This is a genomic window from Streptococcus sp. 45, from assembly GCF_900108865.1.
Classification (GTDB): Bacteria; Bacillota; Bacilli; order Lactobacillales; family Streptococcaceae; genus Streptococcus; species Streptococcus ruminicola.
In genome coordinates, this window is sequence record NZ_FNXZ01000002.1 from 64,835 (window position 1) to 84,187 (window position 19,353).

21 protein-coding genes are annotated in these 19,353 nt (G+C 37.9%); 16 read left to right on the top strand and 5 right to left on the bottom strand.

Annotated elements, in window-relative coordinates; genetic code table 11:
- From BMX18_RS04100 to BMX18_RS04120, 5 genes are all read right to left on the bottom strand, one after another.
- Positions 1 to 303 carry a DUF1827 family protein gene (locus tag BMX18_RS04100; RefSeq protein ID WP_020916381.1) on the bottom strand — a complete coding sequence of 101 codons (303 nt, stop codon included), beginning with the start codon at positions 301 to 303 and terminating at the stop codon, positions 1 to 3.
- 71 nt (positions 304 to 374) lie between these two features.
- Complete coding sequence (locus tag BMX18_RS04105; RefSeq protein ID WP_074563273.1) at positions 375 to 821, bottom strand: NUDIX hydrolase; 447 nt, start codon at positions 819 to 821, stop codon at positions 375 to 377.
- Positions 822 to 1,020: 199 nt separating this feature from the next.
- Positions 1,021 to 3,306: an ATP-dependent Clp protease ATP-binding subunit gene (locus BMX18_RS04110; protein ID WP_093815222.1), complete on the bottom strand. Its 2,286-nt coding sequence runs from the start codon at positions 3,304 to 3,306 to the stop codon at positions 1,021 to 1,023.
- 139 nt (positions 3,307 to 3,445) lie between these two features.
- The gene (locus tag BMX18_RS04115; protein WP_074964854.1) at positions 3,446 to 3,979 is read right to left on the bottom strand and encodes a DUF3278 domain-containing protein; all 534 of its coding nucleotides are present in this window, start codon (positions 3,977 to 3,979) and stop codon (positions 3,446 to 3,448) included.
- Between the two features lie 29 nt (positions 3,980 to 4,008).
- Positions 4,009 to 4,206: a helix-turn-helix transcriptional regulator gene (locus tag BMX18_RS04120; RefSeq protein ID WP_039697275.1), complete on the bottom strand. Its 198-nt coding sequence runs from the start codon at positions 4,204 to 4,206 to the stop codon at positions 4,009 to 4,011.
- Between the two features lie 174 nt (positions 4,207 to 4,380).
- Here BMX18_RS04120 and argF point away from each other — a divergent pair, with 174 nt between their 5' ends.
- From argF to BMX18_RS04200, 16 genes are all read left to right on the top strand, one after another.
- Positions 4,381 to 5,361, top strand: coding sequence for an ornithine carbamoyltransferase (gene argF, locus BMX18_RS04125; RefSeq protein ID WP_074564742.1), 981 nt, complete (start codon positions 4,381 to 4,383; stop codon positions 5,359 to 5,361).
- Between the two features lie 116 nt (positions 5,362 to 5,477).
- Positions 5,478 to 5,708 carry a DUF1797 family protein gene (locus tag BMX18_RS04130; RefSeq protein WP_004230761.1) on the top strand — a complete coding sequence of 77 codons (231 nt, stop codon included), beginning with the start codon at positions 5,478 to 5,480 and terminating at the stop codon, positions 5,706 to 5,708.
- Positions 5,709 to 6,016: 308 nt separating this feature from the next.
- The gene (locus tag BMX18_RS04135) at positions 6,017 to 6,703 is read left to right on the top strand and encodes an amino acid ABC transporter permease (RefSeq protein WP_020916387.1); all 687 of its coding nucleotides are present in this window, start codon (positions 6,017 to 6,019) and stop codon (positions 6,701 to 6,703) included.
- Positions 6,703 to 7,437, top strand: coding sequence for an amino acid ABC transporter ATP-binding protein (locus tag BMX18_RS04140; protein ID WP_006531536.1), 735 nt, complete (start codon positions 6,703 to 6,705; stop codon positions 7,435 to 7,437). The genes BMX18_RS04135 and BMX18_RS04140 overlap by 1 nt, the downstream gene beginning before the upstream one ends.
- A gap of 365 nt (positions 7,438 to 7,802) precedes the next feature.
- On the top strand, positions 7,803 to 8,279 hold the full coding sequence (locus BMX18_RS04145; protein WP_074559490.1) for a FeoA family protein: 477 nt from the start codon (positions 7,803 to 7,805) through the stop codon (positions 8,277 to 8,279).
- The gene (feoB, locus tag BMX18_RS04150) at positions 8,276 to 10,414 is read left to right on the top strand and encodes a ferrous iron transport protein B (protein ID WP_093815223.1); all 2,139 of its coding nucleotides are present in this window, start codon (positions 8,276 to 8,278) and stop codon (positions 10,412 to 10,414) included. Before BMX18_RS04145 ends, feoB begins: the two co-directional genes overlap by 4 nt.
- A 5-nt stretch (positions 10,415 to 10,419) precedes the next feature.
- Complete coding sequence (locus tag BMX18_RS04155; RefSeq protein ID WP_074563280.1) at positions 10,420 to 10,566, top strand: FeoB-associated Cys-rich membrane protein; 147 nt, start codon at positions 10,420 to 10,422, stop codon at positions 10,564 to 10,566.
- A gap of 138 nt (positions 10,567 to 10,704) precedes the next feature.
- Positions 10,705 to 11,559 (top strand): bifunctional methylenetetrahydrofolate dehydrogenase/methenyltetrahydrofolate cyclohydrolase, encoded by an 855-nt coding sequence (locus BMX18_RS04160; protein WP_039697272.1) that lies wholly within the window; start codon positions 10,705 to 10,707, stop codon positions 11,557 to 11,559.
- The gene (locus BMX18_RS04165) at positions 11,556 to 12,389 is read left to right on the top strand and encodes an NAD(P)H-hydrate dehydratase (protein ID WP_093815225.1); all 834 of its coding nucleotides are present in this window, start codon (positions 11,556 to 11,558) and stop codon (positions 12,387 to 12,389) included. The genes BMX18_RS04160 and BMX18_RS04165 overlap by 4 nt, the downstream gene beginning before the upstream one ends.
- Positions 12,390 to 12,711: 322 nt before the next feature.
- Entirely contained in the window at positions 12,712 to 14,775 is a 2,064-nt protein-coding gene (locus BMX18_RS04170) for a GBS Bsp-like repeat-containing protein (RefSeq protein ID WP_093815227.1), read from the top strand.
- Positions 14,776 to 14,836: 61 nt separating this feature from the next.
- Entirely contained in the window at positions 14,837 to 15,406 is a 570-nt protein-coding gene (locus BMX18_RS04175; protein WP_093815229.1) for a L,D-transpeptidase, read from the top strand.
- 262 nt (positions 15,407 to 15,668) lie between these two features.
- A complete protein-coding gene (xseA, locus tag BMX18_RS04180; protein WP_093815231.1) occupies positions 15,669 to 16,997 on the top strand; it encodes an exodeoxyribonuclease VII large subunit in 1,329 nt (442 codons plus the stop codon).
- Positions 16,987 to 17,202, top strand: a complete 216-nt coding sequence (locus tag BMX18_RS04185) for an exodeoxyribonuclease VII small subunit (RefSeq protein ID WP_006531527.1) — start codon at positions 16,987 to 16,989, stop codon at positions 17,200 to 17,202. The genes xseA and BMX18_RS04185 overlap by 11 nt, the downstream gene beginning before the upstream one ends.
- Positions 17,202 to 18,071, top strand: coding sequence for a polyprenyl synthetase family protein (locus tag BMX18_RS04190; protein ID WP_074563286.1), 870 nt, complete (start codon positions 17,202 to 17,204; stop codon positions 18,069 to 18,071). The genes BMX18_RS04185 and BMX18_RS04190 overlap by 1 nt, the downstream gene beginning before the upstream one ends.
- The gene (locus BMX18_RS04195; protein ID WP_074563287.1) at positions 18,064 to 18,888 is read left to right on the top strand and encodes a TlyA family RNA methyltransferase; all 825 of its coding nucleotides are present in this window, start codon (positions 18,064 to 18,066) and stop codon (positions 18,886 to 18,888) included. Before BMX18_RS04190 ends, BMX18_RS04195 begins: the two co-directional genes overlap by 8 nt.
- On the top strand, positions 18,875 to 19,345 hold the full coding sequence (locus BMX18_RS04200; protein ID WP_074563288.1) for an arginine repressor: 471 nt from the start codon (positions 18,875 to 18,877) through the stop codon (positions 19,343 to 19,345). Before BMX18_RS04195 ends, BMX18_RS04200 begins: the two co-directional genes overlap by 14 nt.
- The last annotated feature ends 8 nt before the right edge of the window (positions 19,346 to 19,353 follow it).

Genomic DNA, 19,353 nt, shown 5'->3' on the forward strand with positions numbered 1-19,353 from the left:
TTAGTGAACTGTTGGGAAGGAAATTTCAATTAGATTCGCTGTATGCAAGGTTTTCAACTGATCTAATTGAACGGTAGATTTGTCAATTTTGCGTTTGAGGAAGAATTCCCGAATGGCTTCGATTTCACTTTCTTTGATAGCACGATACTTGTTTGAAATCAACAGTTCGTAATGACTTGGTGCTTTAGTGAAAACAACATCGGTATTTCCTGCAGAGTAAGTCTCAACGAGTTTAGCGTCCGTGTTTCGAAGCTGGTTACGAACTAGCTCGGAATGACTACTTGTTGTGTTGATTAACCTCATAAATTTCCTCCTATGAACTTTCTACCATTATTATAACACTATTTTAGGTGAAAAACCTAGATTATGAGATTTTAATGATGATTTTTTTTCCAAGCATCAACACCCCATTTATGGCTGCCACGTTTTAATTTTACAATAGCTTCATCGACTGGGAACCAAGCAAGGTGATTGAAATCTTCAAGCGGTGCCCCAATTTTTTCATAATGTGTGACTTCATAGAGGTAAGCTGGGTTATAAAAATAAGTATCACGATGACGTGAGTAGAAGTACTCGTCAGCTTGTCCGTAATAATAACCAAGTTCAGCTGAGAAGCCGAGTTCTTCAATAAGTTCGCGTTTTAAGGCTGAAAAATGATCTTCGCCCGCTTCGATTTCTCCGCCTGGAAGGAACCAAGAGCCGTTAGGGGCTTGAACTAAAATGATTTGGTCTTTAGTTGCATTTGGAATGATGGCATACACTCCGTAGCGAGCTTTGTAATCAACATTATCAATTTTTTCACCAAAGGTTGGATTTGACATAAACTTCTCCTATAAACATGTGCCAGAAAGAGTGGAGATAATATTTTTAATCTCTAAAATGGATTTGTAAGAGTGGCTATTAGTCTCATTATACTAAAAAAATCTGCCTTTTGCTAGAAAATTGTCGGAATATTTTGATTTTGAATTTGAAGATGTTAAAAAAGCCTAGAAAGCTAAAACTTCCTAGACTTTGATGGTATTATTCTGCTGAAACAGTTTCTTCTTTTTCAACTTTTTTAGCTGATTTGATGATGATTTTACCATTGCTTGTCATCACAGCTTTCAAATCTTTTTCAGTTGGGTGTTCAAGGTAGAAGTCTGTAATAGCATCTTCAATGTGATCTTGGATAGTTCGACGAAGTGGACGAGCACCCATCTTAGGATCATATCCAAGGTCAACTAGTTTTTCTTTAACTTTATCTGTTACTTCAAGGTGAATATCGTTGGTTGCCAAACGGTTATTAACATCGTCAAGCATGAGGTTAACGATATGAAGGAGATTATCTTTGCTTAGGGCTTTGAATTCGATAATGCCATCAAAACGGTTCATGAATTCAGGGCTGAAGAAGTCTCCAAGTTGTCCAAGAACAGAATTTGTACGTCCTTCACGAGCAGCACCGAAACCAACAGAAGCTTCAGCTTTGCCAGTACCAGCATTAGATGTCATAATGATGATTGTATCTTTAAAGCTTACAGTACGTCCTTGACCGTCAGTTAAACGACCATCGTCAAGAACTTGCAAGAACATGTGCATGACATCAGGGTGTGCTTTTTCAACTTCATCGAGCAAGATGAGTGAGTATGGATTTCGACGAACTTTTTCAGTCAATTGACCAGCTTCTTCGTAACCAACATATCCTGGAGGGGCTCCGACGAGTTTAGCGACGGCATGTTTTTCCATGTATTCAGACATGTCAAAACGAATCATGCTATCAGCTGAACCAAAGAGTTCGATAGCAAGTTGTTTTGAAAGTTCTGTTTTTCCGACACCAGTAGGACCGACAAAGAGGAATGAACCAATTGGACGGTTTGGTGTACCAAGACCAACACGGTTACGACGGATAGCTTTGGCAATCTTATCAACGGCTTCATCTTGACCAATAACGTGTTCTTTCAAGTCATCAGCAAGGTGAATTAATTGTGATTGTTCTTTTTCTTTTAAGTCACCAACCGGGATGTTTGTTTTTTCTTCAACGATTGCTTCGATAGTTTTCTCAGTAATCACTGGAATATCATCTTCGTTGATGGTTTGTTTTTGCATTTCCTTGTATTTAGCGATTTGATCACGGAAATAAGCTGCGCGTTCATAATCTTCTTCACGAGTAGCTTGAGTTTTTAGGTTTTCGGCTTGAACTAAACGTTTGTCAATTTCTTTTGGATCAACAAAGTTGAGTGTCAAGTTCATCTTAGAACCAGCTTCGTCGAGAAGGTCGATAGCTTTATCTGGAAGGAAACGGTCTTGAATGTAGCGATTTGAGAGGGTAGCAGCAGCTTCGATAGCATCATCACTGTATTTGACATGGTGATAATCTTCGTATTTCTTTTGAATACCACGAAGAATAGTAATAGTTTCTTCGACACTTGGTTCGTCAACTTTTACAGGTTGCATACGACGTTCAAGCGCAGCATCTTTTTCGATGATACGGTATTCGTTCAAAGTAGTTGCACCAACTAATTGTAGTTCGCCACGAGCTAGAGCGGGTTTCAAGATGTTACCAGCATCCATGTTACCGTCACCAGCATTACCAGCGCCGACAATTTCGTGGATTTCATCGATGAAGAGGATAACATCTTTACGTTCACGGATTTCTTCCATGAGTTTTTGCATACGTTCTTCAAATTGACCACGAATACCAGTTCCTTGAACAAGGCTTACCACGTCTAGGCGGATAACTTGTTTATTTTGGAGTTTTTGTGGAACGTTACCGTCTACAATTTTTTGGGCTAATCCTTCAACAACGGCAGTTTTACCAACACCAGGTTCTCCGATAAGAACAGGATTGTTTTTTGTACGGCGGTTAAGAATTTCGATAACACGAACAATTTCAGCATCACGTCCGATGACAGGGTCGATATCACCACGACGTGCGATATCAGTAACATTGATACCAAATTCTTCTAGCAAGCCCTTAGGTTCTTGCTGTGCTGGTCCGTTTGGGCGGAAATTGTTGTTGCCATTGCCACCGCGTCCGTTATTATTGCCTCCACCAGATTGAGTTGGAGGAGTATTTTGGAATCCTTGGCTTCCAAATGCTGGGAAGCCGCTGAGATTACTAAAGAAATCGTCGAAAGGATTCGATGATTGGTTTGTTTGGTTAGAAGATGATTGAGGATTACCCCCTAATCCTCCTAAAATAGCGTTATTTGGGTCAGTTTTCATAATTTGATAGCAATTTTGACACAAATCAATTTGCTTTTGCTGACCATTGACATTTGTATACAGGTGAATAGTAGATTCATTTAAATGACAATTTTGACAGAGCATATAAAATACCCTCCTTTCGTAATGTCTGACTAAAACAATAAAGGTCAAATATAGTCAGATTTCATACTTACATTATAGCACTAGCCACTAGGAAATCAAGTAAAAAGCATTAAAAATTAGCACTCTTATAAAAAGAGTGCTAATCCTTTTCAGGGTCAATTTGGCTAGCAGCCATAGACCCCATAACAGCTCCAAAAATAAAACCAGAAAAAATGAGGATGCTTAAGAAGAGAGGATTGAACAAGATTTCAAGAGGATTTTCACCTTCTTGCCATTTGCTAAACATGTTAAAAACAAGCATAAAAATGGCAAAAACAACTCCATTAAGCCAGCCTTTTTTCTTAGCTTTTTGACGCTCTTTCTCAAGCTTATCTCTAGGGACTTCAAGAGGTCCCTGTAAGTCTCTATTGGTCAGCATTGTCATCATAACCATTGGCATGACAAAAATAATGACAAAAGCGTTGCAGTAGAGAAAAATTTCAGCAGATACTTTCCAGACAGTGCTCAAGAGAAAGGTAAGAGCTGTTGAAATAAATTCAAAAAGGAAGAGCAAGATAAATAATTTATTTCCAATACGGTTAACTTCTTGTTCACGGTATTCGTCCAATGCTCCATTAATACCATAAAATCGTTTGATGAATCGTGGCCATAGCGGCCCTTTACTTTTTTTCATGACTAAATCTCCTAATTCCCAATTCCTTTTTAAAGATGGCGAGTCTCCCAAAATAGTGTATTTAGATCAGTTCCTAATGCCTCGGCTAACTTGATGCAAAGGTCAAGTGAAGGATTGTACTTGTTATTTTCAATTAAATTAACGGTTTGCCTTGCGATTCCTATTTGCTTAGCAAGGGCTAGCTGAGAAATACCTAAATTAGTTCGAAATTCTTTAACTCGGTTCATTATTCCATCCTAATCTTTCTTGTACCAAGTATAGTACAATATATGTGACATGTCAATTATAAATGACATGTTTTTCTGAATTAAAATTTATTTTTATTCAAAATAGACTTGACAAGATGTATAATTATGCTAAAATTAGGTATATTATTCAAGAAGAAAAGGATGGATTGGCCTATGGTTTTTAATAATTCGTTTTTGAAAGAGATTGATTTTACTAAGGAAGAGCTAACTAATCTCATTGATTTGGGATTGAAATTTAAAGAGTTGAAAAAGAAGAAAATTGCTCATAAATATTTAGAAGGCTTAAATATTGCTCTTATTTTCGAGAAGACAAGTACCAGAACACGTTCTGCTTTTACAGTAGCTGGACAAGATTTAGGGATGAATGTGACTTATCTTGGAAGCAGTGAAATTCAACTTGGCAAAAAAGAATCCGTAATTGATACGGCAAAAGTTCTAGGTTCAATGTTTGACGGGATTGAATATCGTGGCTTCAAGCAATCTGATGTTGAAGCTTTAGCGGAATTCTCTGGTGTGCCTGTCTGGAATGGTTTGACAGATACTTGGCATCCAACGCAAATGATTGCTGATTTTATGACGTTAAAAGAAGTTTTTGGAAAACTAGAAGGTTTGACAATCGCTTATGTTGGCGATGGACGCAACAATATGGCAAATTCTTTGCTAGTTACTTCAGCTATTCTTGGCGTGAATGTAAAAATCATTGCACCAGCTAGCTTACAGCCAGAAAAAGAAATCATCGAGATTGCACAAGCACACAATAACGGAGCTGAGTTGACTATTACTGATGAGCTTGATGCCGTTTGTGGCGTTGATATGCTTTACACAGACGTTTGGGTGTCAATGGGCGAAAAAGTTGATTTTAAAGAACGTATCGACCTTTTGTTGCCTTATCAAATTAATGCTGATTTGGTTGAAAAGACAGGAAATCCAGATGTGATTGTCATGCATTGCTTGCCTGCTTTCCATGATTTAAACACAGAAATCGGTCAAGATATCTATGATAAATATGGTTTAGCAGAACTTGAAATTACAGATGAAGTCTTCCAAAAATACAGTTCAGTCATTTTCCAAGAAGCTGAGAACCGCATGCATTCCATCAAAGCGATTATGTATAATTCCCTAAAAGAGATTTAAAACGTTCTTTTTTGACGAGAAATTGTGATAAATGTGAGAAAATGCACTCTCTTGTTGTTTGTTTAGGAGAAATTATGTTAAAATAGTATGGACAATAAACGAAGAGGAGAATAGTCATGGAATCACATTTGGTGAGAATTATCAATCGTCTTGAATTAATGACGACTGATGGTAGCAATCTTAAACGTAATTTTGAACGTGATGGTGTCGTTGTGGCAGAAGTGTCTTTCAGCAATGACCCTGAAAATGGTCCAGTTTTCACTTTGCGTGATGTTGAAGCACGTGAGTCTTACTCATTTGACAGCATTGATTTGATCGCAATGGAAATTTACGATCTTCTTTACTAAGATAAAGAAAAATTCAGACACAGTATAAGGGCAAAGGATTTTAAGTCCTTTCCATCCTATTTTAAGTGTGGTTTCTGTGCTTTCTTATATTGCTATTTTGAATTGATAAAAGCCTAGGATTTTCTAGGCTTTTTTGTTTTTTATAAATGCTTGATAGTTAGGCAAAAATTCTTTTTAATCGTTTTGACTAGAAGTGTCTAAAATCCCTATATATCAAGCTTTTTAAGCCAAACTATCCTTTAGTGTTGATTGGTATTTTTATTCAATATATGTTATAATTAATTGATTATTGCTTATAGGAGACACAAATGGATTTTTCATTTTTACCAAAGTATTGGGCTTATTTTAACTACGGTGTCCTTGTAACCATCATGATTTCAGCTTGTGTTGTCTTTTTTGGGACAATCATTGGTATCTTGGTTGCTTTAGTTAAACGTACAAATATTAAAATTTTAAATTGGATTGCTAGTTTTTATGTTTGGGTCTTTCGTGGAACTCCGATGGTCGTGCAAATCATGATTGCCTTTGCTTGGATGCATTTTAGTAATGCACCTATCGTAGGTTTTGGCGTTTTGGACCTTGACTTTTCACGTTTGCTTCCAGGTATTATTATTATTTCGCTAAATAGTGGAGCTTATATTTCTGAAATTGTTCGTGCTGGTATCGAAGCAGTGCCAAAAGGGCAACTTGAAGCGGCTTATTCATTAGGAATTCGCCCTGTGAATGCAATGCGTTATGTTATTTTGCCACAAGCCCTTAAAAATATTTTACCAGCTCTTGGTAATGAATTTATTACGATTATCAAAGATAGTTCACTTCTTCAAACAATCGGTGTTATGGAATTGTGGAACGGTGCACAATCAGTCGTAACAGCTACATATCTACCAATTACGCCATTGTTGTTTGCTGCATTCTATTACCTCATGGTGACTACAGTCTTGTCATTCTTACTTAAAAAACTTGAAAATCGTATGGGAAATGGAGGTAGCAACTAATGTCAGAGACTCTTATTTCAATTAAAGGCCTTCACAAATACTTCGGAAAAAATGAAGTGCTTAAAGGCATTGATCTTGATATTAAAGCAGGTGAAGTTGTTGTTATCATCGGCCCTTCAGGATCTGGGAAATCAACATTCCTTCGTACAATGAACTTGCTTGAAACACCTACTAAGGGTGTGATTACCTTTGAAGGTGTCGATATTACTGATAAGAAAAATGACATTTTCAAAATGCGTGAAAAAATGGGAATGGTTTTCCAACAATTTAATCTCTTCCCAAATATGACAGTGCTTGATAATATCACTTTGTCACCAATTAAGACAAAAGGTGTTTCTAAAGAAGAAGCGCAAGCTAAAGCTTATGATTTGCTAGATAAAGTTGGGCTTCGTGATAAAGCTGATGCCTATCCAACAAGTCTATCAGGTGGTCAACAACAACGTATTGCCATTGCACGTGGTCTTGCCATGGACCCAGACGTTTTGCTTTTCGATGAGCCTACATCGGCTCTTGACCCAGAAATGGTTGGTGAAGTTCTTGGTGTTATGCAAGATTTGGCGAAATCTGGTATGACAATGGCAATTGTAACGCATGAAATGGGATTTGCGCGTGAAGTTGCTGATCGTGTTATCTTCATGGATGGTGGCGTGATTGTTGAACAAGGTTCACCAGAAGATGTTTTCGAAAACACTAAAGAAGCACGTACAAAAGATTTCTTGAGTAAAGTTTTGTAAGAAAAAAATAACCCCAGTTGAGTTACAAACTCGACTGAGGTTTTTTTGTTATAAAAAAAGAAAGTTAAAGGCACTTAAAAATGAGTGAAATATTAACTATAAATTAGTAGGTTTTATACATTAAGCACACTTAATTTTTATGTTTTAGTTATTTTTAAGAGTGCTTTAGTCTATGAAAGGGCCGTGAAAACAGCTATATTATAACGATTCTAAATAAAAGCTGATTTTATTTAGAATGATTCTAATCAATGTATAAATAAAGAAAAAAATTAATTTTTATGGTTTTTTTCGTCTATGTTTATGATATAATGATTCGGACGGAAGGTCAATTATTTTATCAAAAAAATTTGGGGAGGTCAAGAATTTTGATTTTGCAGAATGCTAAAGTTGGTATTCCTTACACTATTGTCAGTATTGATTTACCTGATGAGAGTGTTAGACACTTGTCAGACTTGGGGCTAAAAGTAGGAGCCTCACTTAAAGTGGTTTCTAAAACGCCAACTAGTGCGATTGTTATGCTTAAATCAAGTCGTTTGGCTTTTGATCAATCGATTTTAAGTCAAATTGATGTCACAGAAGAAGAAGGTGCTCTATTATCCCTTCCTCTTTCAGAGTTAAAAGTAGGTGAGTATGCTTACGTTGACGGTATTTATGCAATGAATGAAGCAAAACGTCGTCTTATGGATATGGGCTTGACTCGCCATACAAAAGTTTATTTACGTAAAGTTGCTCCTTTAGGAGACCCAATTGAAATTAGCTTACGCGGTTACGAATTGACACTTCGTAAGTCTGAAGCGCAAATGATTAGTGTCGTAAAAGTAGATAGCGAGGGGGAAAAATGACAGAGATAGCCTTAATCGGTAATCCGAATAGTGGTAAAACAAGTCTTTTTAACTTATTGACAGGAACAAGTCAACGCGTTGGTAACTGGCCTGGTGTTACTGTTGAGCGTAAAAGTGGAACAGTTAAGAAACACGCAGACTGGAAAGTTCAAGATTTACCAGGGATTTATTCAATGTCACCTTACACGCCTGAAGAAAAAGTTGCGCGTGATTATTTATTGAGTAATGATGCTGACAGCATTCTTAATGTTGTTGACGCAACAAACTTGGAACGTAACCTTTACTTGACAACTCAATTAATTGAAACAGGTATTCCAGTGACTGTTGCTCTTAATATGAGTGATGCCCTAAAAGCTCAAGGTAAAACAATTAATGTTGATAAACTTTCTTATCAATTAGGTGTTCCAGTTGTTTCAACTAGTGCGGTTAAAAATACAGGTGTCGATAAAGCTGTTAAAAAAGCAGCTAATACGACAAAAGAAAGTGTTGATTTTATTCAATACCCAACTTACAGTGACCAATTCGAAGCAGCTGTTAAGCAAATTATCGATATTTTAGGAGATGTTGTTCCAGAACGTTCAGCGCGTTTCTACGCTATCAAATTGTTTGAACGTGATAGCTTGGTTCAAGACGAAATTAACTTGTCAGATTTCCAAAAAGGTGAAATCAACCAAGTCATTAAGATTACAGAAGAACTCTTTACTGAGGATTCTGAATCAATCGTCATTAATGAACGTTACGCATTTATTGAACGAGTTGCTAAAATGGCTCAAAACCAAGATAGCAATTTCAAAATGACAGTTTCTGATAAAATTGACCGAATTGTTACCAATCGTATCTTGGCCCTACCAATTTTTGCTGTCGTGATGTTCTTGGTTTACTATCTTTCAATTCAAACTGTTGGTACAATGGGAACTGACTGGGTTAATGATGTTCTCTTTGGTGAATTGGTTCCTGGTTGGGTTCAATCTGGTCTTGATGCTCTTCATGTTTCAGGATGGCTAGAATCACTTATCATTGATGGTATTGTAGCTGGTGTCGGAACTGTCCTTGGTTTCTTGCCACAAATCTTTGTCCTTTTTATCTGTTTGGGTATTTTGGAAGATATTGGTTACATGAGCCGTATCGCTTTCGTTATGGACCGTGTCTTCAGACGTTTTGGTTTGTCAGGTAAATCATTTATTCCAATGTTGATTGCAACAGGTTGTGGTGTACCAGCTGTTATGGCAAGTCGTACCATTGAAAATGAACGTGACCGCCGCATCACTATTATGACAGCAACATTCATGCCATGTTCTGCTAAATTAGCGATTATCGCTTTGATTGCAGGTGCTTTCTTCCCTGATAATCCAATCGTTGCACCATCTACTTACTTTATTGGTGTGATTACAATTATCCTTTCAGGGATTGCGCTTAAGAAAACGAAATTACTCGGCAGCTATGTCAGTCCATTTATCATGGAATTACCAGCTTATCACATGCCAAAAATCATGAGTGTGCTACGTTACGCTTTTGGTAAAGCTCTTAGCTTTGTGAAACGTGCTGGTACAGTTATCTTTAGCTTGACAGTTATTATTTGGTTCATGTCAACTTATAACTTTACTTTCCAAGCTGTTGATACTGACCACTCTATCTTGGCTTCACTTGGTAAATTGATTTCATGGCTCTTTGCCCCACTTGGTTTTGGTAACTGGAAAGCAACAGTGGCTGCTGCAACTGGTCTTGCTGCCAAAGAAGCCGTTGTCGGAACATTTGGTATCTTGTACAATGACAGCACAACTCATGGTTTGTACCACGCATTGCAATTGGATTACTCAGCTCTTGCAGGTTACTCATTCTTGATTTTCAACCTTCTTTGTGCACCATGTTTTGCCGCAATGGGAGCTATCAAACGTGAAATGGGTGATGCTAAGTGGACACTTGGAGCTATTGGTTTCCAAACAGGTCTCGCTTACGTTGTTAGTCTGATTATTTATCAACTTGGGCTTGTTGCTTTCTACGGTAAAGGTATTAACTTCTGGACAATCGTAGCTGTTGTTCTATTAATTGCGATTATCTACTTTATCGTGAGAAAACCAGCTCAAGAAAAAGAAGAAGTGATTACATTAGATAATCTAGAAAAAGTTGGAGAATAGTGTTTATGGCGACTATTATTATTGCATTGCTAATTGCATTTGCTGTCTTTATGGGCTTACGAAGTTTCATCAAGGGTAAAGGTTCTTGTGGTGATTGCAATTGTTCGTGTCCCGTAAAAGATAGCCAACATAAAAGTGTGAAAATGAAATAACAGAGGAATGCTTGCTCAGCTGAGCAAGTATTTCTTTTGTTGTATTTTTATAGAATATTCTGATAATTTATCAAAAAATATTTTATTATGAAGTCGCTTTCTGGTATAATAAAAGAAATATATTTTCAGGAGAATTTCATGGCAAAACTTATAGATGGTAAAGCTTTAGCTGCTAAAATGCAAAATGAATTAGTTGAGAAGGTTGAAAAATTAAAAGCTGAAGCTGGTATTGTACCTGGTCTAGTGGTGATTTTGGTTGGTGATGATCCCGCTAGTCAGGTTTATGTGCGTAATAAAGAACGCTCTGCTAAGAAAGCTGGATTCTTGAGTGAAACGGTTCGTTTATCAGAATCAACTAGTGAGGAAGAATTGATTCAAGTCATTGAGCAATACAACAATGATGATCGCTTCCACGGGATTTTGGTACAGTTACCACTTCCTGCCCACATTAACGACAAACGTGTGATTTTGGCAATTGATCCTAAAAAAGATGTGGATGGTTTTCACCCTATCAATACAGGACACCTTTGGAATGGACGTCCTGTCATGGTGCCATGTACGCCAGCTGGAATCATGGAATTATTGCGTGCTTACGAAGTTGATTTAGAAGGAAAAACGGCAGTTATTATTGGTCGTTCAAATATTGTCGGAAAACCAATGGCGCAGCTCTTGCTTGATAAAAATGCAACAGTGACACTAGCGCACTCACGTACTCGTGACTTGGCGCGTGTAACAAAACAAGCTGATGTCTTGATTGTGGCAATCGGTCAAGGACATTTTGTGACTAAGGAATTCGTCAAAGAAGGTGCTGTAGTCATTGATGTTGGTATGAACCGTGATGAAAATGGCAAATTAATCGGGGATGTTAAGTTTGATGAAGTTGAACCAGTAGCTAGTCTCATCACACCAGTTCCTGGAGGCGTTGGTCCAATGACAATTACCATGCTGATGGAGCAAACTTATCAATCAGCTCTTAGAAGTGTGAAAGCATGATTATTGACGAACGCTTAGCACGCAAGGTTGTTGTCAAACGTCAAGCGGATTCCCATAAAGGGACTTATGGGCGCGTGCTCTTGATTGGTGGCTTTTATCCTTATGGCGGGGCTATTATCATGAGTGCTTTAGCTGCTGTTAAAAGCGGTGCTGGGCTAGTGACAGTAGCAACTGAACGTGAGAACATTGTAGCACTTCACACTCAGTTACCAGAAGCTATGGCTTTTGATTGTGAGGACGAAGAATTTTTAGCAGAAAATCTTACTAAGGCAGATGTGGTATTGATTGGTCCTGGTTTAGGAGAAAATAGCAAAGCTAAACGTGTGTTTGAAGAAGTGCTTTCTAAAGTTTCTGAAAATCAGATTTTGCTTGTCGATGGCTCTGCTTTAAATCTTCTTGCCAAAGCTATGCCAGTTTTTTGTCAGGCAGGACACATCATTTTAACGCCGCACCAAAAGGAGTGGGAGCGTCTGTCTGGTTTGGCAATTGCTGACCAAAGTCTTGAAAAGACCCAAGCAGCTCTAGCTAATTTTCCAAAAGAGACGATTTTAGTAGCTAAAAGTCATCACACCAAAATCTTGCAAGGTAGCCAAGTTGGAGAATTAACCGTTGGTGGTCCTTATCAGGCAACTGGTGGCATGGGCGATACCCTTTGTGGGATGATTGCAGGCTTTGTAGCACAGTTTAAGGGAAATCTCTTTGAGAGTGTAGCAGTGGCAACTTATTTGCACTCAGCAATCGCTGAGCAACTCAGTCAAGAAGCGTATGTCGTTTTACCGACAACAATCAGCGCCGCTCTTCCAAAAGCAATGAAAAAATTATCAGAATAAAATAGCAAAGTACACTTTTTATAATAAAAAGTGTACTTTTTTGCTCTCGAAAATACTTACAAAACAAAATATTTCAAAAATGTTACAAATATTACAATTTTGTATTGACTTCTGTAAAAAACTACTCTATAATATTGGCAGAATTGGCCGATTCTAAGATGACAATAGTTGTTGAAAAGGTTATTTATCACGCTGTATTAGCTTTTTTCTAAAATTATCCAAAAGATTTTTTTAGAAAAAACAGTGTAATCTTTTTGTAACAAAAAACTGGTTATAAGCAAGTTTTTGGGAAATGTTTATTTTATCAAAGGGGAAAGATATTATGAAAAAAGGTAACTTTAATCAAAGAGCACAACGCTTTTCAATTCGTAAATATAGCATTGGAGTTGCATCTGTTTTGGTAGCAAGTGTGCTATTTATGGGAGGACATGTTGTAGCAGCTGAGGATATGTTGTCAGCGGATACCATGTTACAAGAACAAGTCACTCAATCAGGTAATAATCAGGTAGTAACTAACGAAAACACTAAGCAGGAAACAAGTGAGGGAGAACTTGTTTCTAAAATCAATCAGCCTAGTGAAGTGCCTGATATCGGTGACAAAGAAGAAACTGTGAATGCTGAACAAGACCTAGCTTTAAAGGATGATCAAGTATCTACAAAAGAAAATCAGCCAGAACAAGAGACAGTTGTTAGCGAAGAAATTAATCAGTCAGCGGATTTTCCTAAAACTGTCACTGTTGATGCGGCTGATTTAGTAGGTGAAGCAAAAGCCAATCAAGAGTCATTTGTTAGAGAATCAAAAGTGTCTGTTACTGCTCAAAGTAATTTGCCAAGCCAAGGTTATTACACTTATTCTCAAAAGACAGAAGTAAAAAATGAACCGAGTGCCTCAGCTCCAGTTGCTTTTTATGCTAACGCTGGTGACCGTGTCTTTTATGACCAAGTCTTAACACGAGACGGTTATCAATGGATTTCTTATAATTCTTATTCAGGTCAACGCCGTTATGCTGCTATTTTTAAATTAACAGCTGAAGTTGTTCAAAAATTATCTGGCTCACTTAATTTTCAAAATGTGACAAGCCAAGGCTTTGATGTCCTAGTAACAAATATCTCAGATCCTAAGGAGATTACAAGTGTTAAAGTTCCTGTTTGGACTGTTAAGGACGATCAAGATGATATTATTTGGTACGACGCCACTAGACAAGGTAATGGTGATTACAAAGTCCGTGTGAATATAGTGGATCATAAAGGTGAAACAGGAACCTACAATGTTCACTTGTATTATCAAGAAAGCGATGGACATCTTCAAGGGGTAGCGGCTAAGCAAGTAACTTTACCAGAAAAAACAGCTGGTGCCAAAACGATTCCAGCTCAAGGTTCTTATGTATTTCAAAATACAGTAGAAGTAAAAAATGAAGCTCGTATGTCAGCACCGACAGAATTTACCTTTGAAAAGGGTTATAAATTAGATTATTACGACCAAGTTTTAGAGGCTGATAATCATCAATGGATTTCTTACGTCAGCTATGGTGGCGTTCGTCGCTATATTCCAATTGCAATTTTGACAAATCAAAAATCAACAGGAGATATTTCGGTTAATAATCATGCTAACGGTGATTTTGATGTGGTTATTTCGAATATTTCAGATGCCAACGGTGTATCAGCCGTCAAGGTTCCTATCTGGACCGTTAAGAATGACCAAGACGATATCATTTGGTACGATGGTGCCAAACAAAACGATGGGACCTATAAGGTAACTGTCAAGCTTTCAGACCATCGTAATGAACGAGGAGCCTATAATATTCACCTTTATTATGTAGAATCAAATGGTCAGCTGCAAGGTGTTGCGGGAACTCAAGTGACGATTCCTGAAGCAAGATTGTCGGGCGATTTACACATTAGCAATCAGTCTGCAGCAGGTTTTGATATTTTGGTAACTAATGTGTCTAATCCTGGTTCACTGAAAGCAGTTAAGGTACCTGTCTGGTCAACGCAAGGAGGACAAGATGACATTATTTGGTACACTGCAACTAAACAAGCTGATGGTAGTTATAAGACAAGGGTTAATGTTAGTGACCATAAAAATAATTATGGTGAGTACAATATCCACCTTTATTATGAGCAAGCAGATGGTTCTCTGAAGGGTGTCGGTGGTGTTAAAACAACCCTTGAAGCACCTAAGACACCAGCAATGCCACAAAGTGGGACTTATACTTTTACAAGTTTAAAAGAGGTCAAGGGTCAACCGCGTTTATCAGCACCAACAGAATTCACGCTTGATGCAGGTTACCAAGTCCGCTATGACAAGGCTTTGTATGCGGATGGTCATCAATGGATTTCTTATCTTAGCTATGGTGGTTTAAGACGTTACGTTTTAATAGATTAAAAGGAGAAGGGGCTTCTACCAGTGCTTAAACTGGTAGAGGTAGAGTTTAGGAAAAGGGAAAATGCGAAAGAAGTTTTCAAAAAAGGTTCTTATCTTACTTTTGACTTTTACTAACCTAGTGGTTGGTTATGGTCTGTGTCGACAACTGATGGTTACTCATCAAGAATCTGAGGTTAAACTTGATGAGTATGCTTTTGAAAAAAGCATGAAGAAAACTCAGAAGAAAATTTATCCTGACTTGTCAAAGTATGATCATTTAAGTATTTTAGTGTCAATTTCACAGCAGAAAATGATTGTTTATTCTAAAAATGATGTCATTTTTAAAACCAAAGTATCGACTGGCGCTAAAGATACGCCAACACCAACGGGGAAATTTTCTATCGAGGCAGAACGTGGTGACTTTTCTTATGATGATAGTTTGAACCGAGGTGTTTGTTACTGGGTATCCTTTAAAGACCATGGAGCATGTCAGTTTCAAAGTCTTCCGACGGATTGGAAAGGAAAGGTCTTGAAAGGAGAGGCGAAAAAACTCGGAAAGGCATGTACTGATGGGAATGTAAGGTTATCAAAAGAAGATGCCAAGTGGCTTTTTGAGAACATACCAGAAGGAGTTATCGTTAGTGTGCATTAGTTAGAGGTCCTAGAATTAGAAAAAATTTTCGATTTTCAATAGAGCCGCTTTTGAATTTCTAGGCTCGAGAAAAAACTGTCCACTGGACATAACTCGCTTTTGAATTTCTAGGCTCGAGAAAAAACTGTCCACTGGACATAACTCGCTTTTGAATTTCTAGGCTCGAGAAAAAACTGTCCACTGGACAGTTTTTTTCTGCTATAATAGTAAATGATATGCAAAATTTGTATGAAGTCAAAAATACTATGGAAAGGAGCCTGTTATGTCAGATTATTTAAGTGTTTCGACTTTGACAAAATACCTTAAATTGAAGTTTGATCGTGATCCTTATTTGGAACGCGTTTATTTGACAGGTCAGGTTTCCAATTTCCGACGTCGTCCAACGCATCAATATTTTTCTTTGAAAGATGAAAATGCAGTGATTCAAGCGACGATGTGGGCAGGGACTTTTAAAAAACTTGGTTTTGAGCTTGAAGAAGGTATGAAAATCAATGTTGTGGGACGTGTCCAACTTTATGAACCGAGTGGGTCATATTCTATTATTATTGAAAAGGCAGAACCAGACGGTATTGGTGCTTTAGCACTGCAATTTGAACAGTTGAAGAAGAAATTAGCAGAAGCTGGCTACTTTGATGAGCGTCATAAGCGTCAACTGCCTCAATTTGTGAAGAAAATCGGTGTGGTAACCAGTCCAAGTGGTGCGGTTATTCGAGATATTATCACGACAGTGTCGCGTCGTTTTCCTGGGGTTGAGATTTTACTTTTCCCGACAAAGGTTCAAGGAGAAGGTGCTAGTCAGGAAGTGGCTGCTAATATCGCCAAAGCAAACGAACGTGATGACTTAGATCTTTTGATTATTGGTCGTGGTGGAGGTTCTATCGAGGACTTGTGGGCTTTTAACGAAGAAATTGTTGTTCAAGCGATTTTTGAATCTCGTTTGCCAGTCATTTCGAGTGTGGGACACGAGACGGATACGACATTGGCAGATTATGTTGCCGACCGTCGTGCAGCGACTCCGACAGCGGCTGCTGAGCTTGCGACACCTGTGACTAAGGCTGATATTATTTCTTGGATTGCTGAACGTGATAATCGTATCTATCAAGCTGCTCTACGTCGCATTAAGCAAAGTCAAGAACGTCTTGATAAATTAGCTAATTCAGTGATTTTTAGACAGCCAGAGCGTTTGTATGATGGTTATGTTCAAAAACTGGATCGCTTGATCATGTCCTTGACAAATACCATGCAAAATCAATTTAGCCAAGCTAAACAACGTCAAGAGTTATTACACCAGCGTTTACTTGCTTTGGATTTTGATAGTCAGATTAAGCATTACAAAGACAATTTGCAAAGTTTAAGACGTTTATTGTTATCAAATATGACTAGTCAATACGATAGTAAGTTAGCTCGATTTGAAAAGGCACAAGATGCCTTATTGTCCCTTGATACTAGCCGTATTATTGCTAGGGGCTATGCGATGGTGCAAAAAGATGATAAAGTCATCTCAAGTGTGACCGATGTCAATCTAGGAGACAAATTGACGGTTCAATTAAAAGACGGTCAACTCGAAGTGGAGGTAAAAGATGCCAAGTAAAAAAACATTTGAAGAAAATTTACAAGATTTAGAAGCGATTGTAACAAAACTTGAAAACGGCGATGTGGCTCTTGAAGACGCTATTGCTGAATTTCAAAAAGGAATGCTTCTTTCGAAAGAATTGCAAAAAACACTAGATTCAGCTGAAAAAACACTTGTCAAAGTGATGCAAGCTGACGGAACTGAAACAGAAATGGATGCCTAATGGATAAAGTAAGTAAAATTGGTCAAGCCATTCATCGATATTACGAACAAAAAGATTTAGTATCACCAGATTTGATTGAGTCAATCTTGTATTCTGTTGATGCTGGGGGCAAGCGTATCCGTCCATTGATTTTTCTAGAATTGCTAGAAGGTTTTGGAATTTCTTTGACAGATGCTCATTATGATGTGGCTGCCGCTCTTGAAATGATTCACACAGGTAGTTTGATTCACGATGATTTACCTGCCATGGATGATGATGATTATCGTCGCGGACGCTTAACAAACCACAAAAAATTTGATGAAGCAACAGCGATTCTGGCTGGAGATAGTCTCTTTTTAGACCCATTTGATTTGGTGGCAAATGCTGCGCTAGCAGCTGACATCAAGATTCGTTTGATTGCAGAATTATCGCATGCTTCAGGAACTTATGGTATGGTCGGTGGTCAAATGCTTGATATGAAAGGGGAAGAATGCAAACTCAGCCTTTCAGAATTGCAGTTGATCCATGCCAACAAGACAGGAAAATTATTAACCTTCCCTGTTGTGGCGGCTGGTATTGTAGCGGGTGTAGCTGCTGAAGAACTTGAGGAGCTGCGCAAAGCAGGAAGCTTGATTGGGCTTGCTTTCCAAGTTCGCGATGATATTTTAGATGTAACAGCAAGTTTTGAAGAAATTGGAAAAACACCGAAAAAAGATTTGCTAGCTGATAAAGCGACTTACCCAAGCTTACTTGGTTTAGATAAGTCTTATGAAATTTTGAATCAATCGCTTGATCAAGCGCTAGCGATTTTCAAAAATCTCTCAGCCACTCATGGCTTACATGCAGAAAAAATCACAGAAATGATAGAAAGGTTACGACTAAATGCCTAAGGAAAGAGTTGATGTACTAGCCTATAAACAAGGGCTTTTTGAGACACGTGAGCAGGCAAAACGTGGAGTAATGGCTGGTTTAGTAGTTAATGTTATTAACGGCGAGCGCTACGACAAACCAGGGGAAAAAATTGATGATGCAACAGAATTAAAACTAAAAGGTGAAAAACTAAAATACGTCAGTCGAGGTGGACTAAAACTCGAAAAAGCTTTGCAAGTTTTTGGGATTTCTGTTGATGGTCAAACAACGATTGATATTGGGGCTTCAACAGGTGGTTTCACAGACGTGATGCTACAAAATGGTGCAAAATTGGTTTATGCTGTTGATGTGGGAACTAACCAATTGGTTTGGAAATTGCGTCAAGACGAACGTGTGCGTAGCATGGAACAGTATAATTTCCGCTATGCTGAATTAGCTGATTTTACCGAAGGGCAACCAACTTTTGCTAGTATCGATGTCAGCTTTATTTCGCTGAATTTGATTTTGCCAGCACTTCATAATATTTTGGCTGATGATGGTCAAGTGGTAGCTCTTATTAAACCGCAATTTGAAGCTGGACGTGACCAAATTGGAAAAAATGGAATCATTCGTGACAAAGCTGTGCACCAAAAAGTTTTGGAAACTGTGACAAGTTTTGCTGTCGATTTCGGATTTACAGTTAAAGGGCTTGATTTCTCGCCTATCCAAGGTGGACATGGTAATATTGAATTTTTGGCGCATTTGCAAAAATCAGCTGATGCGAAAAATTTAGTTGCTGCTATGATTCCAGAAATTGTTGAAAAAGCGCATAAGGAATTTAAAGATGAAAAAGAGTGAACGTTTAGAATTAATTAAAAAGATTGTTGCTGAAAATGCTGTCGAAACACAGCATGATTTGCTAAAGTTGCTTGAGGCTGAAGGACTCACTTTGACACAGGCTACCATTTCTCGTGATATGAATGAGATTGGTATCATCAAAGTGCCGTCAGTTGATGGACCATACATTTATGGCCTTTCAAAAGATAAAACTAAAAAAGTTGGACAAGTGTCTGTTCCAATTAAAAGCACTGTCCTTGCAGTTTCAGAGGAAACTGCAGGTCTTGAAAACATGATTAATCTTGATGTCATTCCAGGAAACAGCCGCTTAATCAAACGTTTCTTGTTGGAAGATTTCAAAGATAGTCTTTTTAGCGTTATTGCTGATGATGATAGTTTGTTAGTGGTCGCAAAAACAGCAGAAGATGCTGCAGCCATTCGCCAAGAAGTTCGTAAATGGATGACAGACCACAAATAAGAAAGGTC

What these genes read in the sequence shown, in the direction of transcription:
- argF (WP_074564742.1), top strand. Translation starts at nt 4,381, where the DNA reads ATGGTTTTTAATAATTCGTTTTTGAAAGAGATTGATTTTACTAAGGAA.
- BMX18_RS04195 (WP_074563287.1), top strand. Translation starts at nt 18,064, where the DNA reads ATGCCTAAGGAAAGAGTTGATGTACTAGCCTATAAACAAGGGCTTTTT.
- BMX18_RS04155 (WP_074563280.1), top strand. Translation starts at nt 10,420, where the DNA reads ATGGCGACTATTATTATTGCATTGCTAATTGCATTTGCTGTCTTTATG.
- BMX18_RS04130 (WP_004230761.1), top strand. Translation starts at nt 5,478, where the DNA reads ATGGAATCACATTTGGTGAGAATTATCAATCGTCTTGAATTAATGACG.
- BMX18_RS04105 (WP_074563273.1), bottom strand. Translation starts at nt 821, where the DNA reads ATGTCAAATCCAACCTTTGGTGAAAAAATTGATAATGTTGATTACAAA.
- BMX18_RS04140 (WP_006531536.1), top strand. Translation starts at nt 6,703, where the DNA reads ATGTCAGAGACTCTTATTTCAATTAAAGGCCTTCACAAATACTTCGGA.
- BMX18_RS04110 (WP_093815222.1), bottom strand. Translation starts at nt 3,306, where the DNA reads ATGCTCTGTCAAAATTGTCATTTAAATGAATCTACTATTCACCTGTAT.
- BMX18_RS04115 (WP_074964854.1), bottom strand. Translation starts at nt 3,979, where the DNA reads ATGAAAAAAAGTAAAGGGCCGCTATGGCCACGATTCATCAAACGATTT.
- BMX18_RS04120 (WP_039697275.1), bottom strand. Translation starts at nt 4,206, where the DNA reads ATGAACCGAGTTAAAGAATTTCGAACTAATTTAGGTATTTCTCAGCTA.
- BMX18_RS04185 (WP_006531527.1), top strand. Translation starts at nt 16,987, where the DNA reads ATGCCAAGTAAAAAAACATTTGAAGAAAATTTACAAGATTTAGAAGCG.
- BMX18_RS04135 (WP_020916387.1), top strand. Translation starts at nt 6,017, where the DNA reads ATGGATTTTTCATTTTTACCAAAGTATTGGGCTTATTTTAACTACGGT.
- feoB (WP_093815223.1), top strand. Translation starts at nt 8,276, where the DNA reads ATGACAGAGATAGCCTTAATCGGTAATCCGAATAGTGGTAAAACAAGT.
- BMX18_RS04175 (WP_093815229.1), top strand. Translation starts at nt 14,837, where the DNA reads ATGCGAAAGAAGTTTTCAAAAAAGGTTCTTATCTTACTTTTGACTTTT.
- xseA (WP_093815231.1), top strand. Translation starts at nt 15,669, where the DNA reads ATGTCAGATTATTTAAGTGTTTCGACTTTGACAAAATACCTTAAATTG.
- BMX18_RS04200 (WP_074563288.1), top strand. Translation starts at nt 18,875, where the DNA reads ATGAAAAAGAGTGAACGTTTAGAATTAATTAAAAAGATTGTTGCTGAA.
- BMX18_RS04165 (WP_093815225.1), top strand. Translation starts at nt 11,556, where the DNA reads ATGATTATTGACGAACGCTTAGCACGCAAGGTTGTTGTCAAACGTCAA.
- BMX18_RS04190 (WP_074563286.1), top strand. Translation starts at nt 17,202, where the DNA reads ATGGATAAAGTAAGTAAAATTGGTCAAGCCATTCATCGATATTACGAA.
- BMX18_RS04100 (WP_020916381.1), bottom strand. Translation starts at nt 303, where the DNA reads ATGAGGTTAATCAACACAACAAGTAGTCATTCCGAGCTAGTTCGTAAC.
- BMX18_RS04160 (WP_039697272.1), top strand. Translation starts at nt 10,705, where the DNA reads ATGGCAAAACTTATAGATGGTAAAGCTTTAGCTGCTAAAATGCAAAAT.
- BMX18_RS04170 (WP_093815227.1), top strand. Translation starts at nt 12,712, where the DNA reads ATGAAAAAAGGTAACTTTAATCAAAGAGCACAACGCTTTTCAATTCGT.